Here is a 19774-nt window from a genome sequence, read left to right as displayed (position 1 = left end):
AGATGTATTTTAAAAAAATAGAAATGCACGGATTCAAGTCTTTCGCAGAGCCTGTTGTGATAGAATTCGACAAGGGGATCACCTGCATCGTTGGACCTAACGGAAGCGGAAAGAGCAACATAAGCGACGCTATAAGATGGGTGCTGGGAGAGCAGAGTCCGAAGATGCTGCGCGGCGGGAAAATGGAAGAAGTCATTTTCTCGGGTACCGACAGCAGGAAATCGAGAGGAATGGCTGAAGTAACACTCGTGATAGACAATGAGAACGGAAGCCTTCCTATAGATTACAAGGAAGTAGCGATAACGAGATGCATGTTCAGATCCGGAGAAAGCGAATACCGCATCAACGGCAATCAGTGCAGACTCAGAGATATAAGAGATCTGATAATGGATACAGGGATAGGGGTGGACGGCTACTCCATCATAGGCCAGGGAAAGATCTCCGATATACTCAGCAACAAGACCGACAGCAGGAGAGAGATCTTCGAAGAAGCTGCCGGCATCGTGATGTACAGGACAAAAAAAGCCGAGTCCGAAAGGAAGCTCGCTTCGACCAGCTCGAACATGGAGCGTGTGAACGATATCATCGGCGAGCTTGAAGGCAGGATCGGCGGACTTGCCGAAGACAGCAGAAAGGCGAAGGAGTATCTTGAACTCAGAGACAGATACAAAGAGCTTGAGATCAATATAACACTCAAAAATATTGAAAATCTCGAGAGCAAAAACAATTATATAAAAGAGGATCTCGCTGAGTTGAAGTTACTGATAGATGAGTGCAGCGACAGGAAAACCGAGCTGGAGCGTGCACTTGCTGAAAACGGCAGCAGGAATCAGGCGCTGGAGGAACTGGCAGCAGAGACTCAGGAAAAGCTGCTGACGGCGATAGATGAGCTGAATTCCGCTGTGAACAAGGGCCAGGTCGACAGAGAAAAGCTGGCGTCAATAGAGGTCAGCACCGCGCGGCTTTCCGAAGAGATCAGACAGCTGGAACAGAAATATGACAAGGAAAAGCTGTCTCAGAGTGAATTCAGAGAAAAGAAAGCGCAGATCGACAGGAAGTTCGCAGAAGCGTCGGACACGCTGCATGAAAAGACAGAGCTGTATGATACCGCGGCGGGAGAGCTGGCTGCGATAGCGGCACAGGCAGACCGATATAAGAGCGATATTTTCGAACTGACAGCTTCCGTGAGCTCGGGGCGCGCCGAGATAAGCAGTCTGGAAAGGCTGCAGGAGACTCTTGAAAAGCGTCAGGAATCTTTGCTCCGGGAGAAATCATCGGGAGATGACAGCAGCAAGGAGACGATAGACAGACTGAACAGGATAAAAGGCCAGCGCGAACAGCTGCAGCAGGAGCTTTCAGCTGTAAAGGAGCAGGTCGCCGGGCAGAAATCGGCTTCCGTGCAGGCCGGACTTCGGGAAAGAGAACTCGTGAAGATCGTGGAAGACCTGAGACTGTCACAGGGACAGCTTTCCTCGAGAATGAAAACCATCGAGGAGATGGAGAGCAACTACGAGGGCTACAACTATGCTGTAAAACACGTGATGAAATCTGGGCTTCGCGGCATCAGAGGCGTTGTGGCGGATCTGATAAAGGTGCCGGCAGGATACGAGACCGCGATGGAGACGGCGCTGGGAGCGGCGCTGCAGAATGTCGTCTGCGACGATGACAGCAGTGCAAAGGCCGCGATCAGATCACTCAAGGAAAACAGAGCAGGAAGAATGACGTTCCTTCCGGTAAGCTCGGTGAACGGCAGAGCATTCAGAAACGGCAGGCTCGAAAGAGAGCCGGGTTTCGTGGGATTCGGGCCGGACTGTCTCGAATACGACAGACAGTACAGCGGGATCATAGATTATCTGCTTGGCAGAGTAGTCATAGTGGACAATATGGACAATGCGCTCAGGATGTCAAAATCCGGAGCTGAATTCCGTTTCGTTACGCTGGACGGCGAAGTGATAAATGCCAGAGGAGCGATAACCGGAGGAAAATACAGAAACAAGACTGCGAATATACTGGATCGGAAAGCAGAGATAGGATCGCTGCGAAATCAGATCAGAGAAAAAAGCGAAGCGATACAGCGACATGAGGCAGAGCTCACGCAGGTGCGTGAAACAGTAAGCCGTGCGGCAGACAGGATCACGGAACTCGAAGCTGAGCTTCGCGAAAAGGAGCAGCAGGATTTTTCCATGGAAAGCGAGATCAGGATGATCGAGACCATGCTGCGGGATATAAGATCAGGAAGCGACAGACTGGAGAGAGAGCTTGCGAACATAGAGGCTGAAAAACAGAATTCCAGAAAGATGATCCGGGAACTCGAAGCCGGGATCGAAGCCGATGAAAAAGCCGCGCAGGATGCTGAAAAGCTGGCTGAAGAACAGCGTGAGCTTTACGAAAAACAGAAATCGTCATTTGACGATATAAGCGAGGAGATAACAGCTGCGAGGATCGAGGTGAACAGCTGTGAGCGTGAAAAAGAGCACGTCGATTCGATGGCGGACAGGATAACTGCATCGCTGAATGAACTCGAAGCTGATATCACAGCAAGGCAGACAGAGCTCGCAGATATGGAGAATGAAAAAGTCCGCATAATTTCGGAAAGCGGCAACACCGATACAGCGGTCAGGGAGAAAGAAAGCGAAAAGCTCAGGCTTGAAACGTATCTTTCCGAACTTGCGGCGGAGAAGAGCAGACTCGGTGAGACCACGGCAGAGCTGAATGCCGAAAAGGAAAGCATAAGCAGCAGGCTCGGCAGCGTACAGGACCAGAAATACGAGCTTGAGATAAAGAACGCGAAAAACGAGACGCAGCTCGACACTTACAAGAACAGGCTGTGGGAGGACTTCGGAGTATCGTACATACAGGCGATGGAGTTCAGGAGCAGTGAGTTCGTGATGTCGATGGCGGTCAAGGAAAGCAGGCAGATCAGGAACCGCATGCGCGAGCTTGGTGAAGTCAATGTCGGTGCGATAGAAGAATATGAGACGGTAAAGGAACGTTACGATTTCCTGGCGTCGCAGAGAGCCGACATACAGGAAGCGGTCGACAGCCTGACGGGAATGATAGCAGATATGGACAAGACGATAAGAGTCAAGTTCAAGGAAAGCTTCGATCAGATAGTGGTGAATTTCGAGAACAAATTCAAGGAGCTGTTCGGCGGAGGCCATGCAGAGCTGAGGCTTTCGGATGAAAAGGATCCGCTGAGCTCTGATATCGATATAGTGGCACAGCCTCCGGGAAAGAGACTGCAGAACATAAATCTGCTGTCGGGAGGAGAAAAGACGCTGACTGCCATAGCGCTGATGTTTGCAGTGCTCGAGGCAAAGCCGACTCCGTTCTGCATACTGGACGAGGTAGAGGCTGCGCTGGATGATGCGAATATAGACAGGTTCATAAACTGTCTCAGGAAATTCAGCGGCATACAGTTCACGCTGGTGACACATCAGAAGGCTACGATGGAACATGCAGACGCGCTCTACGGAGTAACTATGCCGGAGAAGGGTGTGTCGAAAGTGCTTTCACTTTCGTTTGACAATGATTTTGAATTATGATACAGAAGGAGAATTGACAGATGCTTAATGAAGGAAAAAAGCGTTCCTTCCTGGGAAAACTTTCGAAGAAGATCGGAGACGCTCTGATGGGCAGAGCTTCGATAGACGATGATCTCCTGGAGGAACTTGAGGAAATACTCATCACTTCGGATGTGGGCATGGAGACTACGATGAAGATAATAGAGACTCTCCGCAAGGAGATCAAGTCGTACAGCTCGGCAGCACCGGACGACGTGAAGAGGATACTGAGCAATATAATAGCGAGACTCATCAACAAGAACGACAAGCAGGAGCTGTGCAGCCAGACTCCGCTCGTGATACTGATGATAGGCATAAACGGAGGAGGCAAGACGACTTCGATAGGAAAGCTCGCATATAAGCTGAAGTTCGAGGGAAAGACAGTGATGCTGGCAGCGGCAGATACATTCAGAGCGGCGGCATCGGAGCAGCTTTCCATATGGGCTGACAGAGTAGGGATAAATATAGTAAAGCACGCTGAGGGCGCCGATCCGTCGGCAGTCATCTATGATGCGATCCAGTCGGCGAAGGCCAAGAATATAGACGTGCTGATCTGCGACACTGCAGGAAGGCTCCAGAACAAAAAGAACCTGATGGACGAGCTTAACAAGATGAACAAAGTCATCGGACGCGAATTTCCTGAGGCTGCGAGGGAAAATCTGCTGGTGCTCGACGCGACGACAGGAAAGAACGCCGTGTCTCAGGTCAAGGAATTCGGAGATGTTGCAGATATCACAGGAATAATACTTACAAAACTCGATGGCACCGCAAAGGGAGGCATCGTTATAACAATAGCGGATGAATTCGACATGCCTGTCAAGTTCATAGGAGTAGGAGAAGGCATCGAGGATCTGAAGGAGTTCGATCCGGCAGAATTCGCGGAAGGGATAATGTATGAGTAAACCGTTAGTAGCCGTCGTAGGACGGCCGAATGTTGGAAAGTCAACATTTTTCAATAAAGTCGTGGGAAAGAGAGTGTCGATCGTAGAGGATACCCCGGGAGTTACGCGTGACAGGATATACGCTGAAGCGGAGTGGTCGGGCGTACATTTCGCATTGATCGATACAGGCGGCATAGAGCCTGACAGCAAGGATATAATACTGTCGCAGATGAGAGAGCAGGCAGAGGTGGCGATGGACACCTCTGATGTGATACTGTTCATGACCGACGGGAAAGACGGCGTGACAGCATCGGATCGTGAAGTGGCTTCAATGCTGATGAGGACAGGAAAACAGGTCGTGCTCGCTGTAAACAAGGTGGATACGGCTAAACTGCCCGAGGATTTTTATGACTTTTACGAGCTGGGGCTCGGCGAGCCTATACCGATCTCGGCAGCGAACATGCTGAACCTCGGAGATCTGCTCGACCGTATAGTCGAGAGCTTCCCGGAAGGCGCGGGGACTGAGGAGGAAGATTCGATAAAGCTCGCGATGATCGGAAAGCCGAATGTCGGCAAGTCGTCGCTGATAAACAAGCTGCTCGGAGAGAACCGCGTGATAGTTTCTCCGATAGCAGGAACGACGCGAGACTCGATAGATACACCGTTTGAAAAAGACGGGGAAAAATATCTGCTTATCGATACGGCAGGTATAAGGCGAAAGAGCAAGGTAAACGAGAACATAGAGAAGTTCAGCGTGATCAGAGCCGTGGCGGCGATCGAGCGATGCGACGTGTGCCTGCTGATGATCGACGCGCAGGAGGGAATAACCGAACAGGACAAGAAGATCGCAGGCATAGCGCATGAAGCGGGCAAGGGCATCGTAGTCGTAGTCAACAAATGGGACCTTATCGAAAAAGAGACCAACACGATGAACGAATTCAGGAAGCATATCGCCAGAGAGCTCACGTTCATGTCATATGCCCCTGTAGTGTTCATCTCCGTTCTCACCGGACAGAGAGTCAACAACGTGATAAAGATGGCAAAGTACGTTGCAGAAAACAGAGCTATGCGAGTTCCGACAGGAAGACTCAACAATCTCATTTCTGATGCTATCATGATGAAACAGCCGCCGTCCGACAAGGGCAGGAGGCTCAAGATATACTATGTGACACAGGTAGGTGTAAAGCCGCCGCTGTTCTCGTTCAAGGTCAATTCGAGACCTCTCATGCATTTCTCGTATGCGAGATACATGGAGAACAAGATCAGAGAGGCATTCGGGTTCGAAGGGACTTCGATAAAATTCGTGTTCAGAGAAAAGGGAGAGAAAGAAGATGAATGAGATCTGGCTCAGGATACTGGCCGTTGTGATCGCATATCTGATCGGTAATATTTCGCCGTCGATACTGCTTGCCAAGGCCAAAGGAATAGACATAAGAAAAGAAGGCAGCGGGAATGCAGGCACGACGAACGCGCTCAGAGTCATGGGAAAGAAAGCGGGTGCGATAACTCTTATCGTCGATGTTCTCAAGGGAACGGCTGCGGTGCTGCTGGGTCTGCTGCTGGCGGGCCATGTCGGAGCGATGTGGTGCGTGGTCGCAGTGTTCTGCGGACATGTATGGCCGGTGTTTTTCGGATTCAGGGGCGGCAAAGGCGTAGCGACTGCATTCGGAGCACTGATGGGCCTGAACCCGCTGATGGGTCTTGTGACGCTCGGAGTAGTTGTGATAGGCGTGCTCGTGACCAGGAGGATGTCGGTAGGCTCGATACTGGGCGCGGCATGCTTCCCTGTGATATCGTATTTCATGCAGCCCGAGTTCGTATGGTACGGAGTCGTGCTGGCAGTGATAATACTCGTAAAGCACAGAGCAAACATCGTCAGACTCTTCAAGGGACAGGAGCCGGTGATGAGCATATTTGAGAAAAAGAAAGACAGGAAAGAGGCTGCAAAGGAGGTAAACTGAATGAAGACCACAGGAGTGATAGGCGCAGGCAGCTGGGGAACAGCACTTGCTACGGTTCTGGCCGGAAAAGGCGGCAGCGTAAAGATCTGGGACATAGATGAAAAACATCTGAGATCCATGGAAGAAAATCGGGAAAACGTCGACTATCTTCCGGGAGTACCGCTCAATGAAAATATAAAGATAGCGTATACGGTGGAGGAAGCACTGGCTGATGCAGATGTGGTGCTGTTTTCCGCACCTGCGCAGCATTTCAGGAGCGCACTGACGTCAGCTCTCGGACATATCAAAGACGATGCGCTGATCATAAATGTAGCTAAAGGAATAGAACAGAAAACTCTGCTCAGGATGTCTCAGATAGCGGCAGATCATATCGACATGGACAGATACGTCGTGCTGTCGGGACCTTCTCATGCCGAGGAAGTAGGCAGGAGACTGCCGACGACTGTAGCGGCTGCATCATATAATATCGAGGCTGCCGAAAAAGTGCAGGATCTTTTCATGACAGACAGATTCAGAGTCTACACGACAGAAGACGTCGTAGGCGTCGAGCTCGGCGGAGCGCTGAAGAATATCATAGCGCTCGGCGCGGGGATATCCGACGGCATGGGATTCGGTGACAATGCAAAGGCTGCACTGATGACCAGAGGCCTGGCAGAGATAACGAGGCTGGGGCTGAAGCTCGGAGCAAAGCCTGAGACTTTTGCAGGCCTGACAGGCACGGGCGATCTGATCGTTACGTGTACCAGCATGCATTCAAGAAACCGCAGATGCGGCATCATGATCGGCGAAGGCATGGCGCCTGATGAAGCGACTAAAAAAGTCGGCATGGTCGTTGAGGGAATGTTCACGACCGAAGCCGCTTATGAGCTTGCAAAGAGAGAAAACGTGGAGATGCCTATAACAGAGGCGATCTACAGAGCTATAAAGGGAGAGATAACAGCTGCTCAGGCTGTAGAACTCCTGATGGGCAGAGACAAGAAACATGAACAAGGATAAAGAGATGGATTTACTCAACGGTAAGAAGTACAATATCATAACATTCGGGTGCCAGATGAACGAGCACGATTCAGAGACGATCGCAGGTATGCTCCAGGAAAAGGGCTGTGTCGAGACGATGTCGAGAGACGATTCGGACATCACGATCATCAACACATGCAGTGTCAGAGAAAACGCAGACAAGAGGTTTTTCGGAACACTGGGGCAGCTCAAGAAGCTCAAGGAGAAAAATCCCGAATACGTCGCATGCGTATGTGGATGCATGATGCAGCAGCAGCACATCATCGACACCATCAAGAGCAAATATCCGTGGGTGGATATTATTTTCGGGACCCACAACATACACAGATTCCCGGAACTGCTCGAAAAAGTGTACTCAGAGAAGAAAAAGATCGCGGAGACTTTTGAGAACAGCGATCAGATCGTCGAGGGACTGCCTGCGAAGAGGCTTTACAAGCACAAATCATTCGTGAACATCATGTACGGCTGCAACAATTTCTGCACGTACTGCATCGTGCCGTACACGAGAGGCAGAGAGAAGAGCAGGAAGCCGGAAGATATCGTAAGAGAGATAACGGGACTTGTCGCAGACGGAGTAAAGGAAGTCACCCTGCTGGGCCAGAACGTCAACTCATACAGAGGCGCCGGGGAAAGCGGCAGCGAGTGCGATTTTGCAGATCTTATATATATGATAAACGATATAGAAGGACTCGAGCGTATCAGATTCATGACCTCGCATCCTAAAGATCTGTCGGACAAGCTGATACAGGCATTCGTCGACTGCAACAAGCTGTGCAACTACATACATCTGCCGGTGCAGGCGGGAAGCGACAGAGTGCTCAGACGGATGAACAGGAAGTATACGCGGGAGAAGTATCTCGAGGTAGTGGAAAGGCTCAGGAAAGCAGTTCCGGATATAGCGATAAGCACGGATATCATAGTGGGATTTCCGGGGGAGACAGAAGAAGACTTCGAGGAGACGCTGTCTCTCGTGCGAAGTGTGAAATACGATTCGGCATTCACGTTCCTGTATTCGGTGAGACAAGGCACACCTGCGGCAGAGTACGAGGATCAGATACCGGAAGAGGTCAAGCATCAGCGTTTTGACAGGCTGGTGGATGCGGTCAATGCAGACAGCGCCGAGAAAAACGCAGCCTATAAGGGTCGTATCGAGCGCGTCCTCGTAGAAGGCGTGAGCAAGAAAAATGAAAACACACTGACAGGCAGGACAGAGGGGTTCAAGCTCGTCGACTTTGAAGGCGGCAGAGAGCTCATAGGACAGATGGTCAATGTCGAGATAACAGAAGGAAAGACCTTCAGCCTGACAGGAAAGATAGCAGAATAAACAGTCGGGATCAGTAAGAACAGCACAGAAAACGGAAGAACAGACAAGAGTATAAAAAGGAAAAACGGGACAAAAGATATCAATGATAGACAGAAAAGAGCTGAAGCAGAACGGCAGGAGATCATTAAAGAAAAATTACTGGCTTTTCGTTGCGATCTGCCTGATAGCGGTATTCATGGGATCTGAGTTCGGCGGATCGCTGGACGGCATCCGTGCCAATATCGCACCGGTAAATGTGAAGGAATATTCGACGCTCGACTCGGCGAAAGAAGGTTTGGGAATAACTAATGCCAATGTTGCAGACGCAGTGATAACGAATCTTATACAAGGGCAGGCAGAGGAGAGCCGGCGAATTTCGGAAAAGGTGGAGAAAAACCTGAAAAGCGCAGACGGCAACAGGATACTGGAGCGGCAGAAGGGCGTGTTTGCGGATCTGGCGAATTCGATAAGCTCGGGAAAGATATATGTGGACGTGTTCGACAGAGCGACGCGCGTGTTCAAATCGAAGAGCTTCGTGGTGCTGATGTTCGTGATCATCGCGGCGCTGTATCATCTGGCGCTGCTGTTCATGCTGAAGGAATGCTATGTCGTGACGACAAGGCGGCTTTTCCTGGAAGGCCGGATATACGACAAAGTGCCGCTTTACACATTCGTATATCTCGTAAAGTCCAGAAAATGGATAAAATCGGCTTTCACGATGATGCTTACTTTCGTGTACAAGCTGCTCTGGGGAATGACAGTGATCGCGATCCCGATAAAGCATTACTCATATTTCATGGTGCCGTACATAGTTGCAGAAAACCCGGATATCAGGGCAAATGAAGCGATAACGCTTTCAAGGCACATGATGAAAGGTCACAAGTGGGAGTGCTTCAGGATATTCCTGAGCTTCATACCCTGGTTCCTGCTGGATTATATATCGCTGGGACTCGTGTCCGTGTTTTACAGCAACGCATACAGGACAGCAGTCTACTGTGAATATTATGTAAAGCTGCGCCAGCTTGCTAAGGAGAAAGGGCTCCCTTACGCTGAAAAGCTCAACGATACATATCTTTTCAGGAGACCTGAGCTTTCCGCGATGGAAAAAAGCTATGCCGATGTGATGCACTACATCAATGAGCCGGTGCCGGAAGCAAGAAAGGCAAAAGGCATAAGAGGGTTCATGGAGAACTGGCTCGGCGTGATGCTGCTGGGAACTCCCGGCGATCTCGAGTATGAAAAGGAGCAGGCAAGAGCTGACAATATCAGGCGTCTGAAATACGTCTTCGACGGGAAGATCTATCCGGCGAGACTTTCGCCGCTGGAGCACCGGGCAAAGAAGATAAGTCTGGAGACGCCGAACTATATAAGAAATTATTCGATACCGTCGCTGGTGCTGATGTTCTTCATCTTTTCGTTCATAGGATGGACGTGGGAGGTGAGCCTCCATCTCGTAAAGGACGGGGTATTCATAAACCGCGGCACGATGTACGGTCCGTGGCTGCCGATATACGGAGCCGGCGGAGTGCTGATACTGATACTGCTGAACAAGTTCAGGCGCAATCCGCTGGGAGAATTTTTTGCGGCAGTGATACTGAGCGGATTTGTGGAGTATTTCACATCGCTTTATCTCGAGATGACAAAAGGATTGAGATGGTGGGACTACAGCGGGTACTTTCTCAACCTCGACGGCAGGATATGCGCGGAAGGTCTGATCACATTCGGGCTCGGCGGAATGGCGGTAGTATATGCGCTGGCGCCTTCGCTCGACAACATGATAAGGAAGATAAAGCTCAAGGTGCTGATACCTGTATGCCTCGCGCTGATCTGCATATTTGCAGCCGATCAGATGTACTCGTCCGGACATCCGAACGAGGGAAAAGGCATAAGCGACTACAGCATGACGATCGTAGAAGACCTCGTGATATATAAATCTTAAAATAAAGAATAAAAACAGACCCTTCCCAATATACTGTATTGATTTACAGTCGAGCATGGGGAGGGTTTTATTTTGGAAAACATAAATATTTACGAAAACATAGGAAAACGTACCGGCGGCGATATTTACATAGGTGTGGTAGGCCCTGTCAGAGCAGGAAAGTCCACGTTCATAAAACGTTTCATGGATCTGATGGTAATCCCCAATGTAAAAAACGCATATGAGAAGCAGAGGCTGATCGACGAGATGCCTCAGAGCGGAACGGGCAGGACAGTGATGACGACAGAGCCGAAGTTCATACCGGCGGATGCGGCCGAACTGCAGATCTCGGGCAGCCTCAGTCTGAAGGTCAGGATGGTGGACTGCGTGGGGTATATGATACCGGGTGCGCTGGGTCAGATGGAAGACGGGGTGATGCGCATGGTGGACACTCCGTGGAGCGATGAAAAGATACCGTTCGAGGAAGCGGCGGAGATCGGTACGGAGAAAGTCATCCGCGAGCATTCGACAGTCGGGATCGTCGTTACGACTGACGGCACGATCGGCACACTGGAGAGGAGCAGCTACGAGGCGGCGGAGGAGAAGGTGATAAGGCAGCTCACGGAGATGAGAAAGCCGTTCGTGATAATACTGAATTCCACAGAGCCTTCATCTGACAACGCTGCGGCTGTCGCTGCGAAAATGGAGGAAAAATATGGCATGCCTGTGATGAGGATGAACTGTGCCAGAGCAGGGGAAGCTGAGATAGACGGTGTGATGGCGGAGCTGCTCGGCAGATTCCCTGTAAGGGAAGTGATATTCGACATGCCGGGGTATATGGAAGGTCTGGGACTGGATCACTGGCTCAAAGCTCAGGTGATAGGGCGGATAAAAGCATGGGCAGGCAGCTTCGATACGGTTGCGGGTTTCAGAAAAGCGGCAGCGGAGCTCGCAGACGGAGAGCTGATAGAGAATGCCGGCATAACGGGCATCGATATGGGCACGGGCGAAACAGCTCTGCGGCTCGATATGGCGCCGGATCTTTATTACAGGATCGTGACGGAGATGATGGGCACACAGGTGAATGATGACAGTGAGTTCTTTGGTCTTCTTCGGGAGTTTGCTGCAGCCAAGCAGGAATACGACAAGCTCAAAGGAGCGATCAGTCAGGTGGAAAACGGCGGATACGGCATAGTGCAGCCTAGACTTAGCGAAATGACGATCGAAGAGCCGGAAGTGTTCAGGCAGGGAAACAAGTACGGAGTGAGGATAACGGCAAAGGCGCCGACGCTCCATATAATAAAGACAGACATAACGACAGAGATATCGCCGGTGGTCGGCAGCGAAAAGCAGTCCGAGGATCTGGTGAACAGTCTGCGTGAGGAGATGAAGGAGTCGCCGAATGGCATCTGGGACACTAATATATTCGGCAAGTCGCTGTACGAGATGGTGGCAGAGCAGATGGAAAACAAGATCGCGGGCGTGCCTGACAACATCAGAGTCAAGATGCAGAAGTCTCTGCAGAAGATCAGCGATGAAGGCAAGGAATATTTCATCTGCATCGTGATATAGCGCCGGACGTTTGTCGATCGGATGGCAGAGGAGTGCGGTGTGATCCGGCATGCGGTATGAACTGGCGAGTGCGATCGTGAAGCACATGACATTGGATGCGGTGCCGGATACAGGACGCAGTGCCATTGCCGGGCGCCGGGCATGCTGATTTTTTAAACGTATCTCGCCTTTTACTGTATTTAATCTGTCGTATATCGTATATAATAACCGTATGGAAAAGAATCATGCGAAAAACAGTCATACTGAAAAGTGCCATGTGGATAAGGAACGCGTGGAAAAAGATCTGCGGAGGGCAGTGATAACAGTAGTCGTGATAACGGCGTTCATAACGACATTTACGGGAAGCGCACTGAATCTTTCGATACCTGATATAGGATCGCAGTTCGGTGCGAGTGCGGGACGCATGGGGTGGCTCGTGAGCGGATACACGTTGTCGGTAGCGGCGTTTTCGGTGCCTTTCGGCAGGCTGGCTGACATCACGTCGAGACGGAATGTGCTGATAGCGGGCATCGCGCTGTTCGTGGCGTGCTGCATCGCGGCTCTGCTGTCAGGATCGATGGCGATGCTCCTGATATCCAGAGTGATGCAGGGCGTCGGAGCGGCTATGATATTCAGCACCAATACGGCGGTACTGATCAGTGCGTTTCCAGGGGAGCAGCGCGGCAGGGCGCTGGGATACTCCCTTGCGTCGACATATGTGGGGCTTTCGGCGGGACCTGTGATAGGCGGAGCACTCAATCACAATTTTGGATGGCGGTCGATATTCGTGTTCATAGGGATACTCGGTGTGGTGGCGCTCGCAGCGGCACTGATGAAGCTGCCTGCGGAAAAGCGCACGGAGCCGCATGCCCCGGGTGCGGGCAGGAGAAGCTTTGATGCGGCGGGAAACGTGATATATATGATATCCATATTCCTGCTGATGTACGGTCTGTCAGAAGCGGGAAACGGCGCGGTGTATATCGCAGTCGCCGCGGCGGGTGCGGCAGCGGGCATCATATTCGTAAGTCATGAGATGAAAAGCGCGGACCCTGTCGTGGATATCAGGCTGTTTCGGGAAAACAAAGGATATGCGTTCTCGAATCTTTCGGCGATGCTGAACTACGGGGCCACATTTGCGATCAGCTATCTGATCTCGATATATCTGCAGGTGGTGATGGGATATTCGTCGCAGACGGCCGGGCTGATAATGATATTCCAGCCGCTGATAATGGCGCTGCTTTCACCTGTCGCAGGGCGGCTTTCGGACAGGTTCTCTCCGTTCAGGATGTCGTCTCTGGGGATGGCGCTGTGTGCCGCGGGAACGTTCATGTTCATATTTACGGGGCTGCAGACGCATCTAGTGTTCATAATAGCAGCTCTGGTAGTTACCGGTCTCGGGTTCGCGATGTTCTCATCGCCTAATACCAATGCAGTGATGTCATGCGTGGAAAAGGAGGATTACGGCGTGGCCTCGTCTATACTGGCGACGATGAGGTCGATAGGGCACACGTTTAGCATGGTGATCGTCACGATAACGGTGACGGTGCTTGCTTCTGACATGGCACTGGCAGATGTGCCGGCCGACGTGCTGATAAAGGTGATACGAGTTTCATTCATCGTTTTTACGGCGATCTGCATCGCCGGAGTTTTCATTTCACTGAAGCGGGAATGATGTGTGCGGCTTTTGCAAAACGCCAGGTTACAGAATGCGTGCGCCTTTGCATAGCGCCATGATGCGGCATGTGTGCACTTTTGCATAGCGCCGGAATGTGACATGCGTGCGCCTTTGCGTATCGAACATGGGAATGACGTATGAGAAACAGGCAGTATTGACAAAGAAAAGGCACTGTTGTATATTAATATAGTAAAGCGATAAAATAAAAGACAAAGCACAGGAGGTACTGACATGATAAAAGAATTGAAGCCTTCAAAGAAAAGAACGGAAGAAGACAGAAGCCGGCTGATGGCTACAGTCGGAGATATAATAGCAGATGTCAGAATGAACGGAGACGCGGCGCTGATGGAGTACAACCGCAGGTTCGACGGGTGTGAGAGAACGGCGCTGAGGATCTCGGAGCAGGAGATCAGAGATGCATACGACAAAGTCTCCGCTCAGGAGATAGAAGATATAAAGAAAGCGGCTGTGAATATCGAGAATTTTGCAAAGGCGCAGAGAGCGACAGTCGGAGCGCTTGAGGATTTCTCACCGTCGCCGGGGATAGTGCTCGGACACAGAGTGATACCGGTGGGATCGTGCTGCTGCTATGTGCCGGGAGGCGGGTATCCGCTGTATTCGACGGCACTGATGCTGGGGATCCCTGCAAAGGTCGCAGGCGTGGAGCGTGTCACGGCATGTTCGCCGGTGATAAAAGGCACTGACTGCATACATCCGAAAACTCTGGTGGCGATGGACGTAGCGGGAGTGGACGAGATATACGCTGTCGGCGGCGCACAGGCGATAGCTGCTTTTTCATACGGGACTGATCAGATACAGCCGGTGGATATGATCGTGGGACCTGGCAACAGCTTCGTGACCGAGGCCAAGAGGCAGTGCTACGGCAAGGTGGGTATAGATTTTGTCGCAGGACCGAGCGAGGTACTGATAATCGCAGACGGCAATGCGGATCCGGAGGTGCTCGCTGCAGATATACTGGCGCAGTCAGAGCACGATAAGGAAGCCAAGGGTATACTGGTGACCACAGATGAAAAGCTCGGGGCGGCGGTGATCGATGCTGTCGAAGTGCAGCTGTCGACTCTGGAAACTGAGCCGATCGCGAGGAGCTCATGGAATGATTTCGGCGAGATACTGATCGCAGATTCGCTGGACGAAGCTGTGGAATATGCGAACGCATATGCGCCTGAACACCTTGAAGTCAATGTGGCAGAGGCTGATGCTGACAGGGTGGTCAGCGGACTTAAAAACTACGGCTCGCTGTTCATCGGAGGAAATACCGCGGAGGTATTCGGCGATTACGCATCGGGTCCGAACCACACTCTGCCTACATTGGGAGCGGCGAGATATACAGGCGGCGTATGGGTCGGGACATTCCTCAAGATCTGTACATATCAGAGTATGAGCAGAGATGCGATGATGGGTATCGCTCCGCTGGTGTCGAATCTGGCGAGAGGCGAAGGGCTGATCGGACATGCGCGTGCCGCAGAGATCAGGATGGAGAAAAACAAATAGTGTGAGATGTGAGCAGAGTCGGCTTTGGATCTGACGGCGCTCATGGATCAGGAACAGAACTGGCGGACCGGTAATACCGGTCCGCTTTTGTGGTTTTACGGGTGGTATGTCGCAGCTGTTTCAGCCATAAGTGTGTGTCTGACTGTCCGTTATGGCTGAAATATGTAAATTATAGCTTTTACATATCAGAGCAGGGGATTTTATCTAGGTCATCCGGCGGTGGGAATGGATATATATTTCCAGATTTCAGCTGTAAAGCAGGCGGATATAGTGTCGTATGGCTGAAGCAGTCGCGATGCTTATGCTGCAGGTCATCGGAAACTTGTATTTCATATGGCAGCAGAGAATATGATTTCCAGATTTCAGCCGTAAGGTATGCCAAAATGATGATCTTTGGCTGAAAACGCTGCGTCAAACTGTCCATGATATCTCCAGTTTACACTTACATTCATTTTGAAAATCATTGCTTTTTATTGACAAAAAAACTACAATAAGGGAAAGAAACGGTGATTCCGGTGCGCAGATGTGCAGCATCACGGGACACTGTGAATAAACGGAGCGAACTGAGAAAAACGAGAGGAGTGTCGCTATGTCAGAACAGCGTGATTTGATAATAAAGCTGGGACAGAAGATAACAGACAGGATAGGAGTTAAAGTAACGGTCGACGATCCCGAATACTGGGGTCTGGCAGGAGTAGTAACAGATGAAATGGCAGAGGTGGCGCTTTCCATGAAGGTGAGAGTGCCTGTGACTGCCGAAGAGATCGCCGGCAGGTGCGGCAAGGATCTGGCCAGGACAGAAGAACTGCTGCAGGAAATGGGCGTGATCGGACTTATAGAATACAACTGGGAGAACGAAGACAGGCACAAACAGTACGTGCTGCCGATGTTCGTGCCGGGATGCGCGGAGTTCATGGTGATGAACAAGGAGCAGGTGGAAGAGCATACGGAGATCGCGGACTTCTTTGAGAAGATGTCTAGAATGCCGCTCGAAAAAGTGACTCCGATGGTGCCTCCGGGAGGTGCAGGGATAGGCATGCACGTCATCCCCGTGGAAAAGGCCATCCCGACAGATCAGAAGTCAGCGAGCGTTGAGCATATCTCGCACTGGCTGAACAAATACAAGGACAAATATGCGGTGGGTGCATGTTCATGCCGCAGACAGCAGCGTATCAGAGGCGAAGGAACGGGAGACATAGAAGCGGATCTCTGCATAGGAGTCGGTGATATGGCGGACTATCTCGTGGAGACAGGCAAGGGACGCTACATAGATATAGACGAAGTCATGGAGATACTGCAGCGTTCGGAGGATAACGGCTACGTGCATCAGATAACTAATATCGACGGAGAGGAAAAGATTTTCGCGATCTGCAACTGCGCGCCCGGAGTCTGCAATGCACTCAGGACGTCGCAGCTGTTCAATACACCTAATATGTCGCGTTCCGCATATATCGCATCGGTCGACAAGCAGAACTGCGTGGCCTGTGGCAGATGTGTGGAATTCTGTCCGTCGGGAGCTGCTAAGCTCGGCCAGAAGCTCTGCACTGCGCATGGCGAGATCGAATATCCGAAGCGCGAGCTGCCTGATGCCGCGAAATGGGGACCGGACAAGTGGAGCCCGGATTACAGAGATGCCAATCAGATAAACTGCTATGACACGGGAACTTCACCGTGCAAGACAGCCTGTCCTGCACATCTTCCGGTGCAGGGCTACATAAAAATGGCGGCGCAGGGAAGATATATGGATGCGCTGAAGCTGATAAAGACAGAAAACCCGTTCCCAGCGGTATGTGGAGCGATATGCAACCGCAGGTGCGAGGACGAATGCACCAGAGGGAGCATAGATGAAGCGGTGGCGATCGATGAGATCAAGAAATTCATCGCATGGCAGGAGATCGACAGCGACAGCAGGTACATACCTCAGATGCTCAACCAGGACAACGTGCCGTTCACTCAGAAGATCGCAGTGATCGGAGCCGGGCCGGCGGGAATGTCCGCAGCATTCTATCTCGCGCAGAAGGGATATCCTGTCACTGTTTTCGAGAAGGAAAACAGGCCGGGCGGCATGCTGATGAACGGTATACCTTCATTCCGCCTGGAGAAAAATGTGATAGAAGCGGAGATAGATGTGCTCAGGCAGATGGGCGTGGAGTTCAGATGCGGCATTGAGGTCGGCAGAGACGTCACGATCGCTGCACTCAGGCAGGAGGGCTACGAGGCATTTTACGCAGCTATAGGAGCGCAGGGAGGACGTCTTGCGGGAGTTCCGGGCGAAGAAGGCGACGGTGTCATGTCCGGTATAGATTTTCTCAGAAAGCTCAATCTCGATGAAAACGGCACACGTCTGCACGGAAGGACTGTCGTGATAGGCGGTGGAAATGTGGCGGTCGATGTGGCGAGAGCAGCACTGAGAGCCGGATCCGATGATGTATCGATGTTCGCGCTCGAGCCTGCTGACATGATGCCTGCGGACAGGGATGAGCTGGCAGAGGCAGCTGCGGAAGGCATCAGTATCGGCAATTCGTGGGGCGTGAAAGAGATCGTTCGCGAAGGCGGAAAAGTCACAGGCGTGATCCTTAAAAAATGCGTATCGGTATTTAACGATGAAGGCCGCTTCGCACCGGTATACGATGAGAGAGACATACTGCTGGCCGAGTGTGACAATGTGCTGTTCTCTGTAGGTCAGAGCGTAGTGCCGGGCGGACTTTTCAGCGGTACTGACGTGCAGTTCAACGCCAACGGCACGGTCAAGGCAGATCCGGTGACTTACCAGACTGCAGAGGCAGATATATTCGTCGGAGGCGATGTATACACAGGGCCGAAGTTCGCGATAGATGCGATAGCGGCAGGTAAGGAGGCAGCTGTGTCGATACACAGATTCGTGCATCCGGGACACAGTCTCACGCTGGGGAGAAATCTCAGACACTTCATCGCGCTTGACAAAGATGATCTGAAGATCGAACCGGATTCGTACGATAATGGAAAGCGCAATGTCCCGGCTGTCAGAAGCGGCGGATCGCAGAAGAGCTTTCGCGATATGAGATGCACGTTCACTGAGGAGCAGGTGCAGAAAGAAGCTGCGCGCTGCCTGGGATGCGGTGCGACTACGGTCGATCCGAACCAGTGTATAGGCTGCGGCGTCTGTACGACGAAGTGCGAGTTCGATGCGATACATCTGAACAGAGAGCTTCCTGAAGCCAGCCGCATGTACAAGTCGGAAGACAAGATGAAGGCGATACTGCCTTATGCTGCAAAACGTGCGATAAAGATAAAATTCAAGAGGAAGAAATAGCTATGCATGAGCTCGGTATAATCGTCAATATAAATAAGACGCTCGCGGAAGTGGCAGCGGACAACGGTGTGAGCAGGATCAGCAGAGTGACGCTGGAGCTTGGAGAAGTCAGCGGCATCGTACCGGAGCTTCTCGAAGACTGCTGGAAATTTTACAGGAAAAAGACTACTCTTCTTGAAGACGCGGAGCTCGAGATCGAGACGTTGCCGGCCGTCACGTTCTGCGAAGACTGCGGAGCACGGTATGAGACGGTGCGTTTCGGCAGACAGTGTCCGCAGTGCGGCAGCGGCAGGACGTACCTTCTCAAAGGAAATGAATGCAATATAAAAGAGATAGAAGCATGCTGAAAAAGCAAAGGATGTGACATTATGAGGATAATAGAAGTCAGGCAGAGCGTGTTCGCGAGCAATGACGCAGATGCGGAGCAGCTGAGAACACAGCTCAAAGAGGAAGGCACGTTTCTGCTGAATGTGATGTCTTCGCCGGGGAGCGGCAAGACCTCGGTACTGCTGAAGACCATAGAGAGGCTGAAGAGCGAGATAGAAATAGGCGTGATGGAGGCAGATATAGATTCGGACGTCGATGCAGTCAAAGTCTCGGAGACAGGGGTGAAGACGATCCAGCTGCATACGGGCGGGATGTGCCATCTCGATGCGGAAATGACGAGGCAGGGACTTGCAGAGCTCGGCACGGACGGCCTGGATCTGGCCGTGCTGGAAAACGTCGGGAATCTGGTATGTCCTGCTGAATTCGACACAGGAGCTGTTAAAAATGTCACGATACTTTCGGTACCGGAGGGGCATGACAAGCCGCTGAAATATCCGCTGATCTACAACGTGTGCGACGCACTGATAATCAACAAGATCGATGTGCTGCCGTACTTCGATTTCGACATGGAAAAGGTCAGAGAATATGCGCATATGAGAAATCCCGGTCTTGAGATATTCCCTGTGTCGGCGAAGACAGGCGAGGGGATGGACGCGTGGTGCAGCTGGCTGCTTGATAATGTAAAGCGCTGGAACGCGTAAAGTGCGGATACTGCACGATCAAATACATGGTTTTCAGCAAAGAAAACGGTTGCCGGTTATGATCCGCCTCTAT

At 51.5% G+C, this 19774-nt stretch carries 13 protein-coding genes; all 13 read left to right on the top strand.

What is annotated here, in order from left to right; translation table 11 throughout:
- Positions 1-2 precede the first annotated feature (2 nt).
- The 13 genes from smc to hypB all read left to right on the top strand — a co-directional run bounded on the left by smc (position 3) and on the right by hypB (position 19701).
- Entirely contained in the window at positions 3-3545 is a 3543-nt protein-coding gene (smc, locus tag OCV59_RS04215; protein WP_147593261.1) for a chromosome segregation protein SMC, read from the top strand.
- Between the two features lie 20 nt (positions 3546-3565).
- Positions 3566-4465: a signal recognition particle-docking protein FtsY gene (gene ftsY / locus OCV59_RS04210; protein WP_147593260.1), complete on the top strand. Its 900-nt coding sequence runs from the start codon at positions 3566-3568 to the stop codon at positions 4463-4465.
- Positions 4458-5783 carry a ribosome biogenesis GTPase Der gene (gene der / locus OCV59_RS04205; protein ID WP_147593259.1) on the top strand — a complete coding sequence of 442 codons (1326 nt, stop codon included), beginning with the start codon at positions 4458-4460 and terminating at the stop codon, positions 5781-5783. The genes ftsY and der overlap by 8 nt, the downstream gene beginning before the upstream one ends.
- A complete protein-coding gene (plsY, locus tag OCV59_RS04200; RefSeq protein WP_147593258.1) occupies positions 5776-6405 on the top strand; it encodes a glycerol-3-phosphate 1-O-acyltransferase PlsY in 630 nt (209 codons plus the stop codon). The genes der and plsY overlap by 8 nt, the downstream gene beginning before the upstream one ends.
- Positions 6406-7401 (top strand): NAD(P)H-dependent glycerol-3-phosphate dehydrogenase, encoded by a 996-nt coding sequence (locus tag OCV59_RS04195; protein WP_147593257.1) that lies wholly within the window; start codon positions 6406-6408, stop codon positions 7399-7401.
- The gene (gene miaB / locus OCV59_RS04190) at positions 7388-8746 is read left to right on the top strand and encodes a tRNA (N6-isopentenyl adenosine(37)-C2)-methylthiotransferase MiaB (protein ID WP_147593256.1); all 1359 of its coding nucleotides are present in this window, start codon (positions 7388-7390) and stop codon (positions 8744-8746) included. Before OCV59_RS04195 ends, miaB begins: the two co-directional genes overlap by 14 nt.
- 82 nt (positions 8747-8828) lie before the next feature.
- Positions 8829-10664 carry a DUF975 family protein gene (locus OCV59_RS04185; RefSeq protein ID WP_147593255.1) on the top strand — a complete coding sequence of 612 codons (1836 nt, stop codon included), beginning with the start codon at positions 8829-8831 and terminating at the stop codon, positions 10662-10664.
- 72 nt (positions 10665-10736) lie between these two features.
- Positions 10737-12215, top strand: a complete 1479-nt coding sequence (gene spoIVA / locus OCV59_RS04180) for a stage IV sporulation protein A (protein ID WP_262584105.1) — start codon at positions 10737-10739, stop codon at positions 12213-12215.
- A gap of 211 nt (positions 12216-12426) precedes the next feature.
- Positions 12427-13866, top strand: a complete 1440-nt coding sequence (locus tag OCV59_RS04175) for an MFS transporter (protein WP_147593253.1) — start codon at positions 12427-12429, stop codon at positions 13864-13866.
- 234 nt (positions 13867-14100) lie between these two features.
- On the top strand, positions 14101-15381 hold the full coding sequence (hisD, locus tag OCV59_RS04170) for a histidinol dehydrogenase (RefSeq protein ID WP_262584104.1): 1281 nt from the start codon (positions 14101-14103) through the stop codon (positions 15379-15381).
- A 589-nt stretch (positions 15382-15970) separates the two neighbouring features.
- On the top strand, positions 15971-18673 hold the full coding sequence (locus OCV59_RS04165; protein ID WP_147593252.1) for an FAD-dependent oxidoreductase: 2703 nt from the start codon (positions 15971-15973) through the stop codon (positions 18671-18673).
- A gap of 2 nt (positions 18674-18675) precedes the next feature.
- Complete coding sequence (locus OCV59_RS04160) at positions 18676-19020, top strand: hydrogenase maturation nickel metallochaperone HypA (protein WP_147593251.1); 345 nt, start codon at positions 18676-18678, stop codon at positions 19018-19020.
- Between the two features lie 21 nt (positions 19021-19041).
- Positions 19042-19701 (top strand): hydrogenase nickel incorporation protein HypB, encoded by a 660-nt coding sequence (gene hypB / locus OCV59_RS04155; protein WP_147593250.1) that lies wholly within the window; start codon positions 19042-19044, stop codon positions 19699-19701.
- The last annotated feature ends 73 nt before the right edge of the window (positions 19702-19774 follow it).

Origin of the sequence: Brotomerdimonas butyrica (genome assembly GCF_025567305.1) — a bacterium.
GTDB classification, from domain to species: Bacteria; Bacillota; Clostridia; order Peptostreptococcales; family Anaerovoracaceae; genus Lentihominibacter; species Lentihominibacter butyricus.
The sequence above is the reverse complement of the archived record's forward strand: the minus strand, read 5'-3'. Positions and strand labels throughout refer to the sequence as shown.